The organism is Pseudomonas wenzhouensis (assembly GCF_021029445.1).
In the GTDB taxonomy this organism is placed as follows: Bacteria; Pseudomonadota; Gammaproteobacteria; order Pseudomonadales; family Pseudomonadaceae; genus Aquipseudomonas; species Aquipseudomonas wenzhouensis.
Map to the genome: position 1 here is coordinate 982,995 of NZ_CP072610.1, position 17,301 is coordinate 1,000,295.

16 protein-coding genes are annotated in these 17,301 nt (G+C 63.3%); 10 read left to right on the top strand and 6 right to left on the bottom strand.

What is annotated here, in order from left to right:
• Positions 1 to 2 precede the first annotated feature (2 nt).
• Positions 3 to 590, top strand: coding sequence for a cob(I)yrinic acid a,c-diamide adenosyltransferase (locus J7655_RS04445; protein WP_230926745.1), 588 nt, complete (start codon positions 3 to 5; stop codon positions 588 to 590).
• Positions 591 to 657: 67 nt separating this feature from the next.
• Here J7655_RS04445 and J7655_RS04450 read toward each other — a convergent pair whose 3' ends face one another.
• Together J7655_RS04450 and J7655_RS04455 are read right to left on the bottom strand one after the other, a co-directional pair.
• A complete protein-coding gene (locus tag J7655_RS04450; protein WP_230926746.1) occupies positions 658 to 2,454 on the bottom strand; it encodes an AmpG family muropeptide MFS transporter in 1,797 nt (598 codons plus the stop codon).
• A 43-nt stretch (positions 2,455 to 2,497) separates the two neighbouring features.
• Positions 2,498 to 2,872 carry an MGMT family protein gene (locus J7655_RS04455; protein WP_230926747.1) on the bottom strand — a complete coding sequence of 125 codons (375 nt, stop codon included), beginning with the start codon at positions 2,870 to 2,872 and terminating at the stop codon, positions 2,498 to 2,500.
• Between the two features lie 16 nt (positions 2,873 to 2,888).
• Between J7655_RS04455 and J7655_RS04460 the strand changes: the two genes are divergently transcribed.
• Together J7655_RS04460 and J7655_RS04465 are read left to right on the top strand one after the other, a co-directional pair.
• Complete coding sequence (locus J7655_RS04460) at positions 2,889 to 3,881, top strand: DUF481 domain-containing protein (RefSeq protein WP_230926748.1); 993 nt, start codon at positions 2,889 to 2,891, stop codon at positions 3,879 to 3,881.
• A gap of 161 nt (positions 3,882 to 4,042) precedes the next feature.
• Positions 4,043 to 5,056, top strand: a complete 1,014-nt coding sequence (locus tag J7655_RS04465; protein WP_230926749.1) for a DUF481 domain-containing protein — start codon at positions 4,043 to 4,045, stop codon at positions 5,054 to 5,056.
• Between the two features lie 62 nt (positions 5,057 to 5,118).
• Here J7655_RS04465 and J7655_RS04470 read toward each other — a convergent pair whose 3' ends face one another.
• On the bottom strand, positions 5,119 to 6,381 hold the full coding sequence (locus tag J7655_RS04470) for a uracil-xanthine permease family protein (RefSeq protein WP_230926750.1): 1,263 nt from the start codon (positions 6,379 to 6,381) through the stop codon (positions 5,119 to 5,121).
• A gap of 1 nt (position 6,382) precedes the next feature.
• The gene (gene upp / locus J7655_RS04475; RefSeq protein WP_024307051.1) at positions 6,383 to 7,021 is read right to left on the bottom strand and encodes a uracil phosphoribosyltransferase; all 639 of its coding nucleotides are present in this window, start codon (positions 7,019 to 7,021) and stop codon (positions 6,383 to 6,385) included.
• A 240-nt stretch (positions 7,022 to 7,261) separates the two neighbouring features.
• On the opposite strand from upp, the gene J7655_RS04480 reads away from it, so the two are divergent.
• Positions 7,262 to 7,819 (top strand): hypoxanthine-guanine phosphoribosyltransferase, encoded by a 558-nt coding sequence (locus tag J7655_RS04480; protein WP_230926751.1) that lies wholly within the window; start codon positions 7,262 to 7,264, stop codon positions 7,817 to 7,819.
• Between the two features lie 237 nt (positions 7,820 to 8,056).
• Here J7655_RS04480 and dauA read toward each other — a convergent pair whose 3' ends face one another.
• Positions 8,057 to 9,775 (bottom strand): C4-dicarboxylic acid transporter DauA, encoded by a 1,719-nt coding sequence (gene dauA, locus J7655_RS04485; protein ID WP_230926752.1) that lies wholly within the window; start codon positions 9,773 to 9,775, stop codon positions 8,057 to 8,059.
• A gap of 172 nt (positions 9,776 to 9,947) precedes the next feature.
• Here dauA and J7655_RS04490 point away from each other — a divergent pair, with 172 nt between their 5' ends.
• Complete coding sequence (locus J7655_RS04490) at positions 9,948 to 10,235, top strand: PA4642 family protein (protein WP_169970449.1); 288 nt, start codon at positions 9,948 to 9,950, stop codon at positions 10,233 to 10,235.
• A gap of 131 nt (positions 10,236 to 10,366) precedes the next feature.
• Here the strand turns inward: J7655_RS04490 and rpsT are convergent, their stop codons facing one another.
• Entirely contained in the window at positions 10,367 to 10,645 is a 279-nt protein-coding gene (gene rpsT / locus J7655_RS04495) for a 30S ribosomal protein S20 (RefSeq protein WP_003243036.1), read from the bottom strand.
• 191 nt (positions 10,646 to 10,836) lie between these two features.
• Here rpsT and murJ point away from each other — a divergent pair, with 191 nt between their 5' ends.
• From murJ to J7655_RS04520, 5 genes are all read left to right on the top strand, one after another.
• Complete coding sequence (gene murJ / locus J7655_RS04500; protein ID WP_230926753.1) at positions 10,837 to 12,378, top strand: murein biosynthesis integral membrane protein MurJ; 1,542 nt, start codon at positions 10,837 to 10,839, stop codon at positions 12,376 to 12,378.
• Positions 12,379 to 12,457: 79 nt separating this feature from the next.
• A complete protein-coding gene (ribF, locus tag J7655_RS04505) occupies positions 12,458 to 13,408 on the top strand; it encodes a bifunctional riboflavin kinase/FAD synthetase (protein WP_230926754.1) in 951 nt (316 codons plus the stop codon).
• A complete protein-coding gene (ileS, locus tag J7655_RS04510; RefSeq protein WP_230926755.1) occupies positions 13,405 to 16,236 on the top strand; it encodes an isoleucine--tRNA ligase in 2,832 nt (943 codons plus the stop codon). Before ribF ends, ileS begins: the two co-directional genes overlap by 4 nt.
• Positions 16,229 to 16,738 carry a signal peptidase II gene (gene lspA, locus J7655_RS04515; protein WP_230926756.1) on the top strand — a complete coding sequence of 170 codons (510 nt, stop codon included), beginning with the start codon at positions 16,229 to 16,231 and terminating at the stop codon, positions 16,736 to 16,738. Before ileS ends, lspA begins: the two co-directional genes overlap by 8 nt.
• Positions 16,735 to 17,172 carry an FKBP-type peptidyl-prolyl cis-trans isomerase gene (locus J7655_RS04520; protein ID WP_230926757.1) on the top strand — a complete coding sequence of 146 codons (438 nt, stop codon included), beginning with the start codon at positions 16,735 to 16,737 and terminating at the stop codon, positions 17,170 to 17,172. Before lspA ends, J7655_RS04520 begins: the two co-directional genes overlap by 4 nt.
• Positions 17,173 to 17,301: the final 129 nt, after the last annotated feature.

Sequence of the window (17,301 nt, forward strand, 5' to 3'; positions counted from 1 at the left end):
CCATGGGCTTTCGTCTCTCGAAGATCTACACCCGTACCGGCGACAAGGGCGAGACCGGCCTGGCCGATGGCCGCCGGGTCGGCAAGGACCACCCGCGCGTCGAGGCCATGGGCGAGCTGGATACGCTCAACAGTCAGCTTGGTTTGCTGCTCGCCGAGCTGAACGAGGCCAGTGTGACCTGGCCAGGCCTCAAGGAAATCAGTGACATTCTTGGCCCCTGCCAGCACCGCCTGTTCGACCTTGGGGGCGAACTGGCGATGCCCGAGTACCAGGCGCTGCAGCAGGTGGAGGTGGAACGCCTCGAGGCCGCCATCGACCGCTGGAACGAAGAGGTCGGGCCATTGGAAAACTTCATCCTGCCCGGCGGCTCCAAACTGATCGCCCTGGCCCATGTCTGCCGCAGCCTGGCGCGCAGTTGCGAGCGGCGCTGCCAGCACCTCAATGCCGTCGAGCCGCTACGCGGTGAAGGCCTGGCCTACGTCAACCGCCTCTCCGATTTGCTGTTCGTCGCTGCGCGTCTGATCGCCAGGCGCCAGGGCGTTGCCGAGGTGTTGTGGCGGGCAGCGGAAAAGCCTGAACAGCCGGCCTGATGCCCGCCCGTTCAGCGCGTCGCAGCAACGCGCCACGGCGAGCCAGGGGCCGGCCGTCGGTCGCTGATCAGGCTTTTTCGGCTGCAGGCGGCGCCTCTTGCGGCGCCGGCAGGCGTTTGTCGCGGCGCCACTGCAATGTGATCAGCAGCAGCGTGGGGATGCCCATCAGCGCGGTGGCCAGGAAGAAGTGGGCATAACCCAGGCTTTCCACCATCACTCCCGAGTAGCCGCCAATCAGGCGCGGCAGCAGCAGCATGATGGAGCTGAGCAGGGCGTACTGGGTGGCCGAGAACTTCAGATTGGTCAGGCTCGACAGATAGGCGACGAAGGCCGAGGTGGCCAGGCCGGCGCTGAAGTTGTCGCAGCTGATGGTGACGACCAGCATGTTCAGGTGCGGGCCCATGCCCACCAGTAGCATGAACATCAGGTTGGTGGCCGCCGAGGCGGCCGCGCCGATCAGGAGAATCGGCATGATGCCGAAACGCACGATGAGCAGGCCGCCGGCCCCGGCGCCGAGCAGGGTCATCACCAGGCCGAAGATCTTGCTGACACTGGCGATCTGCTCCTTGGTGAAGCCCTGGTCGATGTAGAAGACGTTGGCCATCACCCCCATCACGGTATCGGACAGGCGATAGGTGGCAATCAGGCTCAGCAGCAGCAGTGCCTGCCAGCGATAGCGCACGATGAAGTCGTTGATCGGCGTCAGCACCGGGGCCATGCCGCCCCAGAACAGGCTGGAAATCGACAGGCTGGTGAGCAGGGTGTAGAGCAGGGCGCGGAGGAAGGCGCGGTCTTGGTAGAGCAGTTCCTGCAGGCTCATCTGGCCTTGCAGGACCAGGTGCAGATCGCTTTCGTAGAACTGGGTGATCATCGCCGGCACGGCAATCAGCAGGATGATCAGCAGCAGCACGGACAGCAGCTGATGGAAGAAACCATACCTCGCCGCTGCCGTTTTCAGCACCGGCGCCAGCCCACCCCAGAACAGCCCGGATGCGCACACGCAGGCCAGGGTGCTGTAGAGCATGGCGCGCAGGAAGGCGCGGTCGCTGTAGAGCAGCTCCTGCATGCTGACGTCACCCAGTAGCATCGGCACCAGGTCACTCTGGTAGAACTGGATGAACATGGTCGGCACGGACACGATCAGCACGATCACCGCGCTGATCGCCAGCAACTGATGGAAGAAACCGTGTTTGGGGGGCGCCACATGGATATGTGGCGGCGCCGGTGGCTCGCGCATCCAGATGGAGGTGAGCAGGCCGGGCAGCATCAGCAGGGCGAAGACCATATAGGTGCCGGTCCAGGCACTGAACTGGTAGACCTTGGCGGTCGAGCCGAAGCCTTCGGCGAAATACAGCGCGCCGGCGGTGGCCAGCAGCGCGGCGACGCGGTAGCCGGTCATGTAGGCGGCGGCCAGCGCAGCCTGATGCTCATCGCCGAGGATTTCCAGGCGGTAGGCATCAACGGCGATGTCCTGGGTGGCCGAAGCGAAGGCGACCAGCACGGCCAGGGCGATCAGCGTCGAGAGGTGCGTTTGCGGATCGTAATGCGCCATGCCGATCAGGCCGATGGCAACCAGGCCCTGTGACAGCACCAGCCAGGAGCGGCGCCGGCCAAGCTTGCCCAACACTGGCAGGCGCCACTGGTCGAGCATCGGGGCCCAGACCCATTTGAAGGCATACGCCAGGCCGATGAGGCTGGCAAAACCGATGGTCTCGCGCGCTACGCCGGCTTCGCGCAGCCAGACCGACAGGGTCGAGAACACCAGCATGTAGGGCAGGCCGGCGGCGAAGCCCAGAAGCAGCAGCGCCAGTGTGGCGGGGTTGGCGTAGGTGGCGAGGGCTTCTCGCCAGGATTTGCGTGGCATCAGGCTCGAATCTGGGCTGGAGGGGTGGTTCGTAGGGCGCACTCTAACTGCTGTGCTCCATCGGACGCCAGCCGTGACGACGCATATCCACACGTTCGTTCAGGATGCTGATGCCCTCCGCCCGCAGGCGCGCCCGTTGTTCGGCGCCCGCCGGGCTGCCAGCGCTCAGGCTGAGACGGCCGCCTGCGGCAATGACACGATGCCAGGGCAGGGTGGTGCCATCGGGGAGTTGGCCCAGGGTACGGCCGACCCAGCGTGCGGCGCGGCCCAGGCCGGCCAACTGCGCCAGTTCGCCGTAACTGACGACCTTGCCGGCCGGCACCTGTGCCAATACCAGGTACAGCGCTTCGCGGCGTGCCTCTGCGCTTGCCGGTGGCGAGGCCGGCCATGCAGACTCTGCCGGTTTGATCCTGCCCATGGGGTGCGTCCTTATCATGCGTGTACTGATTGCCTGGTGTCTTTCAATCCTGGCTGCACCGCTCTGGGCCGATACCGTCTGGTTGAACAACGGCGATCGTCTGAGCGGCGAAATCATCCTGCTCGATGGCGGCAAGCTGGCGCTCAAGACCCGATATGCCGGCCAGGTGCTGATCGACTGGAAGGATATCGATACCCTCAGCTCCGACAAGCCCCTGCTGGTGCGGCGCAGCGGTTTCGACAACGAGCGCAGCGAAAGGTTGGCCGCCGCCGGCGCGGGCATGGTTCGCGTGCAGGGTGAGCGCGAGTACACCTTGCCGCTGGCGCAGATCAAGCGCCTGGTGCCGCCACGGCCGTTGCTGGAGGATCGCCTCTGGGAGGGCAACCTTGATGCCAAACTGGATATGAAGCGCAACGAGAACGATGTCGACGAGTGGAAGCTCAAGGGCAATACCCGCGTCGAGCATGGTCGTTGGCGCCATCTGCTCAGCGGCGAACTGGAGCGTGAAATCAAGAATGATCGCAAGGTCGAAGACAACTGGGAGCTGGAATACGACCTCGACCGCTTTCTGACCGAGCATTGGTTCTGGCGTGCGGGCGTGCAGCAGGGCGAGGATGAATTCGAGATCGTCGACCGTCAGCGTATCGTCGGCACCGGCCCCGGTTATCGCTTCTGGGATGACGAACTGGGTCGCTTCGACTTGATCGGGCAGTTCAATCGTGTACGCCTGGAGTCGGACGTCGCCGACCTGGCCTTCAATACCACGTCGCTGGAGCTCGATTACAAGCGCCTGCTATGGGGCACGCGGTTGGAGTTCTACGCCAACGCCGAGCTGCAGATCCCGCATATCGCTGAAATCGACTACGTGCTCGACAGTGAGATGGGCCTGCGCTACCGCCTCAACCAGTGGGCGCGGCTGTCGCTGCTCTATGAGCTCAATCAACTGGCGGCCCAGGGTCAGAGGGTTTCTGACCGACATTACCTGATCGGTGTCGGCATCGGTTGGTGAGCCTGCAAGGCCAATGATGCAGCAGGCAGCAGCGTCCTGCGCAGGGTTGGCCGACCAAATACGCTGAACTCTGCGGCAGGCTGTCGGTCAGCTCTTGCTCAAGTGTCGGGCTTGCGGATAATGCCCGGCTTTTTCGCCCATCAGAGCCTTACTGACCTGCCATGTCGCGTCCATCATCCTTCTCGCTGCTTGGTCTGAGCCTTGCCCTGCTCAGCTCCGCCACGTTTGCCGACACCGTCTGGCTGACCAACGGTGACCGCCTGACCGGCACCATTCGTTTCTTCGACGGCAGCAAACTGCTGCTGGAAACCGACTACGGCGGCTCCATTCCGCTGAGCTGGAAGAAAATCGCCACCCTGCAAAGCGACCATGAGCTGCTGGTCAAACTTGGCCCTGTGGATGGCGAGCGTGCCAAATCGCTGCTGGCCGCCGAGCCGGGCAAGGTGACACTGGCCAATGGTGACTCGCCGAAAACCATCGAGCTGGCGCAGATCGAGCAGATCATGAAGCCCAAGCCGCTGGTCGAGGACTTCACCTGGAAGGGCAATGTCGACCTCGGTCTGGACTACAAGCGCGGTGAGCGCGACTCCGACGACTACGATGTCGGCATCAAGACCCAGGCCCGTCATGGCCTGTGGCGGCATAACGCGCTGGCTGATTACAACCGCGAGCTGAAAAACGACGTCGTCAGTACCGACAACTGGAGCGCCGAATATGCCCTTGACCGTTTCCTCACCGAGAAATGGTTCTGGCAGGGGCGCTTCGAGTACAAGCGCGACCGTATCGAAGAAGTCGAGCGTCAGCGCACCCTGGGTACCGGTCCGGGTTACCAGTTCTGGGATGACGAGCTGGGGTCGTTCTCCCTCGCCACCCTGGCCAACCGCAGTGACTACTTGTACAGCAACGGCGAACAGGACCGTTTCTATGCCATGAGCGTGAAGTGGGACTACAACCGCTATCTGATCGGCAAGACCGTCGAGCTGTTCAGCGTCGGTGAAGTGGGGCGCCCGCTCAGCAGCGCCGCCGACTACAGCCTGGATGCCGAGATCGGCCTGCGCTACAAGGTCACCGACTGGGCGTCGTTGAACATGAAGGCCGAGAAGGACATGGTCAGCGGTGCCGAAGGGGATCTGGACGAAACCCGCTACACCCTTGGCTTTGGTGTCGGCTGGTAACGTTCGCCAGCGTCAAGAAAAAGCCCGCGAATCAATCGCGGGCTTTTTCTTGGGCGAGAGAATCAGGCCTCTTGCCCGTCCTTTTTCTTCCAGCCGGCGCCGCCTGGCAGTACCAGGTTGAGCAGCAGGGCGCTGATGGCGCACAGGGAAATGCCCGACAGGGCAAATTCCTTGCCGCCAATCACCATGCCGCCGATACCGAACACCAGGGTCACCGAGACGATGATCAGGTTGCGCGCTTCGGACAGGTCGACCTGATGACGAATCAGGGTGTTGAGACCGACCACGGCGATGGAGCCGAACAGCAGGCAGAGAATGCCGCCCATCACCGGCACCGGGATGCTCTGCAGGGCCACGCCGAACTTGCCGATAAAGGCCAGGGCAATGGCGAATACCGCCGCCCAGGTCATGATCTTCGGGTTGTAGCTCTTGGTCAGCATTACCGCGCCGGTCACTTCGGCGTAGGTGGTGTTGGGCGGGCCACCGAACAGGCCGGCTGCCGAGGTGGCCAGGCCGTCGCCGAGCAGGGTGCGGTGCAGGCCCGGCTGTTTGACGAAGTTCTTGCCGGTCACGTTGCCAATCGCCACCACGCCGCCGATGTGCTCGATAGCGGGCGCCAGGGCGACCGGCACCATGTACAGAATGGCGCCCCAGTGCAGCTCGGGGGCGATGAAGTTGGGCATGGCGATCCAGGCCGCCTGGCTGACGGCGCTGCTGTCGATCACACCGAGTACGGCGGCGATGGCGCAGCCAACGGCGATACCGGCAAGAATCGGCACCAGGCGGAAGATCCCACGCCCCAGCACGGCCACCAGCAGGGTGGTGATCAGCGCCGGCATCGAAATCATCATCGCGGTGCTGTACGGCACCAGTTCGACGCTGCCGTCACCAGCCTTGCCCATGGCCATGTTCACCGCGACCGGTGACAGCGCCAGGCCGATGGAGATGATCACCGGGGCGATCACCACCGGTGGCAGCAAGCGGTCGATGAAGCTCGGGCCGCGCAGCTTCACCAGCGCCGACAGCAGGATGTAGACCAGGCCGGCCGCAATCACGCCACCCATGACCGCAGGCAGGCCGAACTCGCCCTTGGCTGCCAGAATCGGCGCGATGAAGGCGAAGCTGGAGGCCAGAAACACCGGCACCTGGCGCTTTGTTACCAACTGGAACAGCAGGGTGCCGATACCGGCGGTGAACAGCGCGACGTTAGGGTCCATGCCGGTGATCAGCGGCATCAGCACCAGGGCGCCGAAGGCCACGAACAGCATCTGTGCGCCGGAAATGCCCTGGCGCCACAGCGGATCGTTGAATTCCGTTTGCGACATGTCAGGCGTCCTTCTGCTTGGTGCCGAAGATCTTGTCGCCAGCATCACCCAGGCCCGGAATGATGTAACCGTGTTCGTTCAGACGCTGATCGATGGAGGCGGTGAAGATGGTCACGTCCGGGTGCGCCTGCTCGACCGCCTTGATGCCCTCGGGGGCAGCGACCAGCACCATGGCACGAATGTCCTTGCAGCCGGCCTTCTTCAGCAGGTCGATAGTGGCGACCATCGAGCCGCCGGTGGCCAGCATCGGGTCGATGATCAGCGCCAGGCGCGAGTCGATTTCCGGGGCGAGCTTCTCCAGATAGGTGTGCGCTTCGAGGGTCTCCTCGTTGCGCGCCACGCCCACGGCGCTGACCTTGGCGCCCGGGATCAGGCTGAGCACGCCGTCGAGCATGCCGATGCCGGCGCGCAGGATGGGCACCACGGTGATCTTCTTGCCGGCAATCTTCTCCACCTGTACGGTGCCCGCCCAGCCTTCGATGTCGTAGGCTTCCAGGGGCAGGTCGTTGGTGGCCTCATACGTCAGCAGGGCGCCCACTTCCTGGGCCAGCTCACGGAAATTCTTGGTGCTGATATCGGCGCGGCGCATCAGGCCGATCTTGTGACGGATCAGCGGGTGGCGGATCTCGCGAGTGGGCATGGGCTGGGATCTCCAACGGGGCTCTGGGAAAAAAATCGCGTTAGATTAAAGCATTGCTCATGCCAAGTGGTGAGTGACTGATTAGTCACGATGTCCCGCGCTGCGCATCGGCTACGCTGGTCAGTCGACACTTGGCAAGCGTTGCCGGGGTCTGTACCTTTGCCCGCTTTTATTTGACGGCTCGATCAGCTTTGAAGCTGTCTGCGCCATTCATCAGCCCGATCAAGAGAGAGCACCATCATGTCCTCCGATCTCGTGCACATTCGCCAAGTCATGGCGGAAGCCGACTGCCTGTTCACCGAAGCTGAGGTGGAAGCGGCCATCGATCGGGTGGCCAGCCAGATCAATGCCGAACTGGCCGAGTGCAATCCGGTGGTGTTCTGCGTGATGAATGGCGGCCTGATCTTTTCCGGCAAGCTGCTGACCAAGCTGAATTTCCCACTGGAAGCCTCCTACCTGCATGCCACCCGCTACCGCAATGAAACCAGTGGTGGCGAGCTATTCTGGAAGGCCAAGCCGGAAGTGTCTTTCATCGACCGCGACGTGCTGATCATCGATGACATCCTCGATGAGGGTCATACCCTCGGTGCGATCATCGATTTCTGCCACCATGCTGGCGCGCGTGCCGTGCACACCGCCGTGCTGATCGACAAGAAGCACGAGCGCAAGGCGCGCCCGGACCTGAAGGCCAACTACGTGGGCTTGTCGTGCATCGACCGGTACATCTTCGGTTACGGCATGGACTACAAAGGCTACTGGCGCAACGCCGCCGGCATCTACGCGGTCAAGGGGCTGTAAGCCGGATGCCAGATTCACACACCTGCTGTTCGTAGGAGCCCCGCCTCGGGGCGAAGCGGTTGATGTCAGCGGCGCCCAGATTCGCGGCGGGGCGCCGCTCCTACATGGCGACGCCGATCCAACAGTCGACGCCTGGCGTGTAGCCGGATGAAAAAGGTCTACGGCCTCAGTATGTAGCCCGGATGAAATCCGGGTTCGCTTTCGTCGCTGTGCCGGGGTGTTATCCGGGCTAAGGCCTCAGGCCTCTCCCAGCCAGCGCAATGCCTTTTCCCGCGCGTGCGGCAGATCCCGCGCATAAGCCAGTTCGCCCTCGCGGCTGCGCACGCCGGCGCGCCGTAGTTGCAGGCGTACCTGCGCCGTCGGCCCGCTCAGAATCAGCGCCACGCCCTGCTGGCGATAGTCACGCAGCACATTGTCCAGCGCGGCGATGGCGGTCATGTCCAGCAGTGGTACGGCGCCAATGTCGACGATCACCACGCGCACGCCCGGCGTGAAGCGGCGCAGCACACTCAGCGCCTTTTCCGCTGCGCCGAAAAACAGTGGGCCGCGAATCGCATACGCCAGCACCTGCTCGGGCAGGTTGCGCAGGGCTTCCCGCTGTTGCCGGTTCAGTGTGGCGGTATCGGTCAGCTCGCTCATGCGTTTGATGAACAGTCCTGCCGCCAGCAGCAGGCCGACGCCTACCGCCAGTACCATGTCGAACAATACGGTCAGCACCAGGCAGGTCAGCAGCACCAGCACATCGCTGCGCGGAGCGATACGCAGGGTGTGAGCGACGTGGTGGGCTTCGCTCATGTTCCACGCCACCATCAGCAGCAGCGCTGCCAGTGCGGCCATGGGCAGATAACTGAACAGCGGCGCGAGCAGCAGAATCGCTGCCAGCACCACGCCTGCATGAACCAGTGCGGCCACTGGCGAAAACGCGCCAGCGCGCACGTTGGCGGCGGTACGGGCAATGGCTGCAGTCGCGGTGATGCCGCCAAAGAACGGCGCAGCCAGGTTGCCCAGACCCTGGCCGATCAATTCGGCGTTGGGGTCATGCTTGCTGCCAGTCATGCCGTCGGCGACTACCGCGCAGAGCAGTGATTCGATGGCGCCGAGCATGGCGATGGCAAAGGCCGGGGCCAGCAGTTGACGGATCAGTTCGAATGACAGCGTCAGCGGCTGGCCGTCAGCGCCCGGCAGGTTCCAGGGTAACGCCAGGCTCGGCAGGAAGGGCGGAATGCCGGGGTACTCGATGCCATCGAGTTGATAACTGAAGCGCTCGCCCAGTGTCGCCACGGGCAGGCTCAGGCGCTCCAGAAGCAGTGCCAGCAATGCACCGACGGCCAGGGCGACCAGGTGTGCGGGAATCTTTGGCGCCAGGCGTGGCCAGATCAGCAGCGTGGCCAGGCATACGGCGCCGACCAGGCTGTCGCCCGGCTGCAGGCTGGGCAGGGCGCGAACCAGCAGGTTCAGTTGCTCCAGCAAGTGTTGCGGTGCGCTGGCCAGGTGCAGGCCGAGCAGGTCCTTGATCTGCAGAACGGCGATAACGATACCGATGCCCGCGGTAAAGCCCAGCGTCACCGGATAGGGCACGAACTCGATCAGGCGTCCGGCGCGTAGCAGTCCCATGGCGATCAGGATCACGCCAGCCATCAGCGTGCACAGCAGCAGCCCGCCAAGGCCATATTGCTGGGTGATCGGCAGCAGAATCACCACGAAGGCAGCGGTGGGGCCGGAAATATTGAAGCGTGAGCCACCGCACAGCGCGATCAGCGGTGCGGCGATCAGCACGGTATAGAGGCCGTGCTGCGGCGCCACGCCTACGGCGATGGCCAGCGCCATGGCCAGTGGAATGGCAATGATACCCACCGTCAGGCCGGCGCTCAGATCCCCGCGCAGGGCCTTCCAGGAGTAACCTGCGCGCCGTGTCTGGCGCCAGGCGGCGAACAGCGGTAACGATGGACGTGACATGCTGGCTCCCCAATGGCTTGACGCATTATAGGGGCCGGTTTGCACCGCGCGGCATGACCTAGGTCGGCTGTTGTGTCGATTGTGCGCATGTTAGCCTGCCGGGCTGCGCGTTGAGCCGCGCGCGGCCCGGCGTTACACTGCCGGCCCTCTGTAATGCTGGCGGGAGCGGGCGATGCGTAAAGACAAGAAGCAGGTGATTGGCGAAGAAATCAGCGATGACTCGATCAAGCTGTTCCTGGCGGTAGAGCCAGCGGACACTACGCCGCCTTCGCTGCACAAGCTGGTCAAGGCCTATCGCGGCTTGCGTGTCGATGATTTCGAGCGCTTCGTGGGCTTCTTCGTTGCCGAAGGCTACGACCTCTCGGCCACCGATGCGCAGGGTAATGATTTCATCGCGCTGATTCAGGATCAGCGCAATGCCGAGCCTTATATCGACGTGATCAAGGCGGCTCGCGGCTGATTCTGTCGAGGGTATAGGCAAAAATGCCCGCGCTCCGATGAGGAGGCGGGCATTTTTATGGTCTGTGAGTCGTGAACTCAGGGCAATAAAAAACCGGCCTCAAGGGCCGGTTTTTCAAGAACCTGTCGCGATTAAGCGGCAGCAGCTTCGCCCAGCGCCTTGATGTGCGCGTTCAGGCGGCTCTTATGACGAGCGGCTTTGTTCTTGTGGATGATGCCTTTGTCAGCCATGCGGTCGATGACCGGAACGGCTGCAGTGTAAGCGGTTTTAGCAAGCTCGAGATCTTTGGCAGCAATAGCCTTGACTACGTTCTTGATGTAAGTACGAACCATCGAGCGCAGGCTGGCGTTATGGCTACGGCGCTTCTCAGCCTGTTTGGCGCGTTTTTTGGCAGAAGGTGAGTTGGCCACCGTCAAGCTCCTCGAAAACTGGGGGGTTACGACAAATAAGGCCGCGAATCATGCCGATCCATCTGCCTGCTGTCAAGTCTGATGACGCTTTCCTGTGCTGGCCTGACCAGTGGTGGCTCGCTACACTCGACGCCTTCGTTGAGCGGCGGATTGTCCGCTACTGCACCTCTTTATGGAAGCCGAAATACCCCATGAATCTGCTCAAGTCCCTGGCTGCCGTCAGCTCCCTGACCATGGTGTCGCGCGTGCTGGGGTTCGTGCGCGACACCATCATTGCCCGCACCTTCGGGGCCGGGGTGGCGTCGGATGCCTTCGTGGTGGCCTTCAAGCTGCCCAATCTGCTGCGCCGCATTTTTGCCGAAGGCGCCTTTTCCCAGGCTTTCGTGCCGATTCTGGCAGAGTACAAGATGCAACAGGGCGAGGAGGCCACGCGCACCTTCATCGCCTACGTCTCGGGTTTGCTGACCCTGGTGCTGGCGCTGGTCACGGCCATCGGCGTGCTCGCTGCGCCCTGGATCGTCTGGGCCACGGCGCCGGGGTTTGCCGATGAGGCCGAGCGTTTCGAGCTGACCGTCGATCTGCTGCGGGTAACCTTTCCTTATATATTGCTGATCTCCCTGTCATCGCTGGCGGGCGCCATTCTCAACACCTGGAACCGTTTCTCGGTGCCGGCCTTCGTGCCGACCCTGCTCAACGTCAGCATGATCGTCTTCGCGCTGTTTCTGACGCCCTATTTCGACCCGCCGATCATGGCGCTGGGCTGGGCGGTGCTGTTCGGTGGCCTGGCCCAACTGCTCTGGCAACTGCCGCACCTGAAGAAAATCGGCATGCTGGTGCTGCCGCGTTTGAGTTTCGGTGATCTGGGCGTGTGGCGCGTGCTCAGACAGATGGGGCCGGCGATCTTCGGCGTCTCGGTGAGTCAGATTTCGTTGATCATCAACACCATCTTCGCTTCTTTCCTGGTGGCTGGCTCGGTGTCCTGGATGTATTACGCCGACCGCCTGATGGAGCTGCCCTCGGGGGTGCTGGGCGTGGCGCTGGGCACCATCCTGCTGCCGGCACTCTCGAAAACCTACGCGAGCAAGGACCGCGACGCCTATCGCCACCTGCTCGACTGGGGGCTGCGCCTGTGCTTTTTGTTGGTGTTGCCCTGCACCCTGGCGCTGGCGATTCTCGCCGAGCCGCTGGTGGTATCGCTGTTCCAGTACGGCAAGTTCGGTGCAGAGGACGCGCTGATGACCCAGCGGGCGCTGGTGGCTTACTCGGTCGGCCTGCTGGCGTTGATTCTGATCAAGATCCTCGCGCCAGGCTTTTATGCCCAGCAGAACATCAAGACGCCGGTGAAGATTGCTGTGTTCAGCCTGCTGGCGACCCAGGTGATGAATGCGCTGTTCGTCTTCGGTCTGAATATGGCGCACGTCGGCCTGGCGCTGGCGATCAGCCTGGCGGCCTGCCTGAATGCCGGCCTGTTGTACTGGCAACTGCGCCGCGCCGCTATCTTCCAGCCACTGCCGGGCTGGGGACTGTTTCTACTCAAGCTGGTGGTGGCGGTGGCGGTGATGGTCGCGGTGTTGCTGGGGCTGCTGCAGGTCATGCCCGCCTGGGCGGAAGGGGAAATGCTCGTGCGCCTGTTGCGTCTCGGCGCGCTGGTGGCTGCTGGGCTGGTCGCTTACTTCGGTATGTTGCTGATATTGGGCTTTCGTCCGCGCGATTTTGCCCGGCGGGCCTTGTAGCGGTTTCAGGCGTCACGATGCCTGTTGTGCATGGCGTGCTGTGCGTATAATCGGCCACTTTGTGAACAAGAAGCGTGCTATGCAGCTGGTTCGAGGTCTTCATAACCTGCAGCCCCAGGCGCGGGGCTGTGTGGTCACCATCGGTAATTTCGACGGCGTTCATCGTGGGCACCAGGCCATCCTGGCGCGCTTGCGCGAGCGCGCTGCGGAGTTGGCCGTGCCCAGCTGCGTGGTGATCTTCGAGCCGCAGCCGCGTGAGTTCTTCGGCCCGGACACCGCGCCGGCGCGTCTGACTCGCCTGCGTGACAAGCTCGCCCTGCTGGCTGGCGAAGGCGTCGATATGGTGCTGTGCCTGGCCTTCAACCGCCGCCTGCGCGAGCTGTCGGCCGCCGAGTTCGTCCAGCGTGTGCTGGTCGAAGGCCTGGGCGTGAAGGATCTGGAAATCGGCGATGATTTTCGCTTCGGCTGCGACCGTGCCGGCGATTTCGAATTTCTCCAGGCCGCAGGCTTGCGCCACGGCTTCAGCGTTGATGCTTCGACTACGGTCGAAGTGCTCGGTGGCCGGGTCAGCAGCACGCGCGTGCGTCAGGCCCTGGCCGATGGCGATTTCGAGTTGGCCGAAGCCCTGCTAGGCCGGCCGTTTCGCATCGCCGGGCGCGTATTGCACGGGCAGAAGCTCGGCCGCCAGCTCGATGCGCCCACTGCCAACATCCAGCTCAAGCGGCGCAAGGTTCCGCTGACCGGTGTTTATCTGGTGAGCTGTGACATCGATGGCGTGATTCAACCGGGCGTCGCCAATATCGGCGTGCGCCCCAGCGTTGCCGGTGACGGCAGCGCCCATCTGGAAGTGCATCTTCTGGATTTTGCCGGCGATCTGTATGGCCGGCGTCTCTCGGTGGCTTTCCACCACAAGCTGCGTGATGAGCAGCGTTTCGCCTCGCTGGAGGCCTTGAAGGCGGCGATTGCCGCCGATATCGCCGCTGCCCGTGAATATTGGCAGAGCCACCCGCTGATGAAGAGCCCGAAATGACCGACTACAAAGCCACGCTGAACCTGCCCGATACCCAGTTCCCGATGAAGGCCGGCCTGCCGCAACGCGAGCCGCAGACCCTGCAGCGTTGGAACGAGATTGGCCTGTATAGCAAGCTGCGCAAGATTGGCGAAAATCGGCCGAAGTTCGTCCTGCACGACGGCCCGCCCTACGCCAACGGCAGCATCCACATCGGTCATGCGGTGAACAAGATCCTCAAGGACATCATCACCCGCTCCAAGACCCTGGCTGGCTTCGACGCGCCCTACGTGCCGGGTTGGGACTGCCACGGCCTGCCGATCGAGCACAAGGTCGAAACCACCTTCGGCAAGAACCAGCCGGCGGACCTGACCCGCGAGCGCTGCCGCACTTATGCCGGCGAGCAGATCGAAGGGCAGAAGGCCGACTTCATCCGCCTCGGTGTGCTGGGCGACTGGAACAACCCGTACAAGACCATGGACTTTGCCAACGAGGCCGGCGAGATCCGCGCCCTGGCCGAGATGGTCAAGCAGGGCTTCGTGTTCAAAGGCCTGAAGCCGGTGAACTGGTGCTTCGACTGCGGCTCGGCCTTGGCTGAAGCCGAGGTGGAGTATCAGGACAAGAAGTCCGATGCCATCGACGTCGCCTTCCCCATCGAAGACGCCGGCAAATTAGCCGCCGCCTTCGGCCTCAGCGAGTTGAGCAAGCCGACTGCCATCGTCATCTGGACCACCACGCCCTGGACCATCCCGGCCAACCAGGCACTCAACGTCCACCCGGAATTTACCTACGCCCTGGTCGACACCGGCGAGCGCCTGCTGCTGCTGGCTGAGGAGTTGGTCGAGTCCTGCCTGCAGCGCTACGGCCTGCAAGGGCAGGTGATCGCCACGGCGCAGGGCGCTGCGTTGGATCTGATCCGCTTCCGCCATCCGTTCTACGAGCGTTTCTCGCCGGTGTACCTGGCCGAGTACGTCGAGCTGGGTGCCGGCACCGGCATCGTCCACTCGTCGCCGGCCTATGGCGAGGACGACTTCCGCACCTGCAAAGCCTACGGCATGAGCAATGACGACATTCTCAGCCCGGTGCAGAGCAATGGCGTGTACACCCCGGACCTGCCGTTCTTCGGTGGCCAGTTCATCTGGAAGGCCAACCCGGCCATCGTCGAGAAGCTGGCCGAAGTCGGTGCGCTGCTCAAGCACCAGCCGATCCAGCACAGCTATATGCACTGCTGGCGCCACAAGACACCGCTGATCTACCGCGCCACCGCACAATGGTTCGTCGGCATGGATACTCAGCCGAAGCAAGGTGCGCCCCTGCGTGAGCGTGCGCTGGCCGCCATCGAACAGACCCAGTTCGTCCCAGCCTGGGGCCAGGCGCGCCTGCACAGCATGATCGCTGGCCGCCCGGACTGGTGCATCTCGCGTCAGCGCAACTGGGGCGTGCCGATCCCGTTCTTCCTGCACAAGGCCACCGGCGAGCTGCACCCGCGCACCGTCGAGCTGATGGAGGAAGTCGCCAAACGTGTCGAGCAAGAGGGCATCGAAGCCTGGTTCAAACTCGACGCTGCCGAGCTGCTCGGCGCTGAAGCGGTTGACTACGACAAGATCAACGACACCCTCGATGTGTGGTTCGACTCCGGTACCACGCACTGGCACGTGCTGCGCGGCTCCCACGACATGGGCCACACCGACGGCCCGCGCGCCGATCTGTACCTGGAAGGTTCGGATCAGCATCGCGGCTGGTTCCACTCCTCCCTGCTGACCGGCAGTGCCATCGATGGCCACGCGCCGTACAAGGCGCTGTTGACCCATGGCTTCGTGGTCGACGAGAACGGCCGCAAGATGTCCAAGTCGCTGGGTAACGTGGTCGCCCCGCAGGAGGTCAACGACAGCCTGGGCGCCGACATCATGCGCCTGTGGGTCGCCTCCACCGACTATTCCGGCGAGATGGCCGTGTCCAAGGTGATCCTGCAGCGCAGCGCCGATGCCTACCGCCGCATCCGCAACACCGCGCGCTTCATGCTGGCCAACCTCAACGGTTTCGATCCGGCCAAGGATCTGCTGCAGCCCGAGCAGATGCTCGACCTCGACCGCTGGGCCGTCGACGCGGCCCTGCGCCTGCAGGAAGAGATCATCGAGGCCTACGCCGATTACCGCTTCTGGAACGTCTACTCCAAGGTGCACAACTTCTGCGTGCAGGAGCTGGGCGGCTTCTACCTGGACATCATCAAGGACCGCCAATACACCACCGCCGCCGACAGCGTGGCGCGTCGCTCTTGCCAGAGTGCGCTGTTCCACATCAGCGAGGCGCTGGTGCGCTGGATCGCGCCGATCCTGGCCTTCACCGCCGAAGAAATCTGGCAGTTCCTGCCGGGCGAGCGCAACGAATCGGTGATGCTCAATACCTGGTACGCCGGTCTGCAGCGCCTGCCGGAAGGCTTCGAGCTGGATCGCGCCTACTGGGATCGCGTCATGGCGGTCAAGGCGGCCGTGAACAAGGAGCTGGAGAACCTGCGCACGGCCAAGGCCATCGGTGCCAGCCTGCAGGCGGAAGTGACGCTGTTCTGCGACGACGCCAAGCAGGCCGATCTGGCCAAGCTCGGCGACGAGCTGCGCTTTGCCCTGATCACCTCGGCGGCGCAGACCGCGCCGCTGGCCGATGCGCCGGCCGATGCGGTGGTGACCGAAGTCGAGGGTCTGAAGCTGAAGATCCTCAAATCCGCCCACGCCAAATGCGGTCGTTGCTGGCACTTCCGCGCCGATGTCGGCAGCCATGCCGCGCATCCTGAACTGTGCGGTCGTTGCGTGAGCAACATCGAAGGCATCGGAGAGGTGCGCAAGCATGCCTGAGTCCTCGCGTTTCGGGCATCTGCCCTGGCTGCTGCTGAGCCTGCTGATCCTGGTCGCCGACCGGGTGACCAAGGATATTTTCGAAGGCACGCTGAGCATGTACCAGCGCATCGAAGTCATTCCGGGTTACTTCGACTGGACCCTGGCCTACAACACCGGCGCGGCGTTCAGCTTCCTGGCCGATGCCGCTGGCTGGCAGCGCTGGTTCTTCGCCGCAATCGCCATCGTCGTCAGCGTCGTGCTGGTGATCTGGCTCAAGCGCCTCAAGCGCCATGAGACGTTACTGGCCGTGGCCCTGGCCATGGTCCTGGGCGGCGCGCTGGGCAACCTGTACGACCGCGTGGTGCTCGGCCATGTGGTCGACTTCATCCTGGTGCACTGGCAGAGCCGCTGGTTCTTCCCGGCGTTCAACCTGGCTGACACCTTCATCACCATCGGCGCCATCCTGCTGGCGCTGGATATGTTCAAGAGCGACAAGTCCGCGAAGGAGGCTGCGCAATGATAGACGTACGCATCGGGCCGGACAGGGAAGTGACCCTGCATTTCGCCCTCAAGCTGGAAAACGGCGATGTGGTCGACAGTACCTTCGACAAGCAACCGGCGACCTTCAAGGTCGGTGACGGCAACCTGCTGCCCGGTTTCGAGCAGGCGCTGTACGGCTTCAAGGCCGGCGACAAGCGCAGCGTGCAGGTGCAGCCGGAGCAGGGCTTCGGCCAGCCCAACCCACAGAACGTGCAGATCATGCCGCGCAGCCAGTTCGACGGCATGGAGCTCTCCGAAGGCCTGCTGGTGATCTTCAACGACGCCGCCAATGCCGAGCTGCCCGGTGTGGTCAAGGCGTTCGACGACAAGCAGGTCACCATCGACTTCAACCACCCGCTGGCCGGTAAGACGCTGCAGTTCGATGTGGAAATCATCGAGGTCAAGGCGCTCTAGCCCGTGCTGCCGCTCGTGTAGGAGCGGCTTTGCTGTAGCCCGGATGAAATCCGGGAAAGCTTGATCACCGTTCTCCCGGATTTGATCCGGGCCATGTGAAGCGGGAGCGACGTTCATTCCCGCGTTACA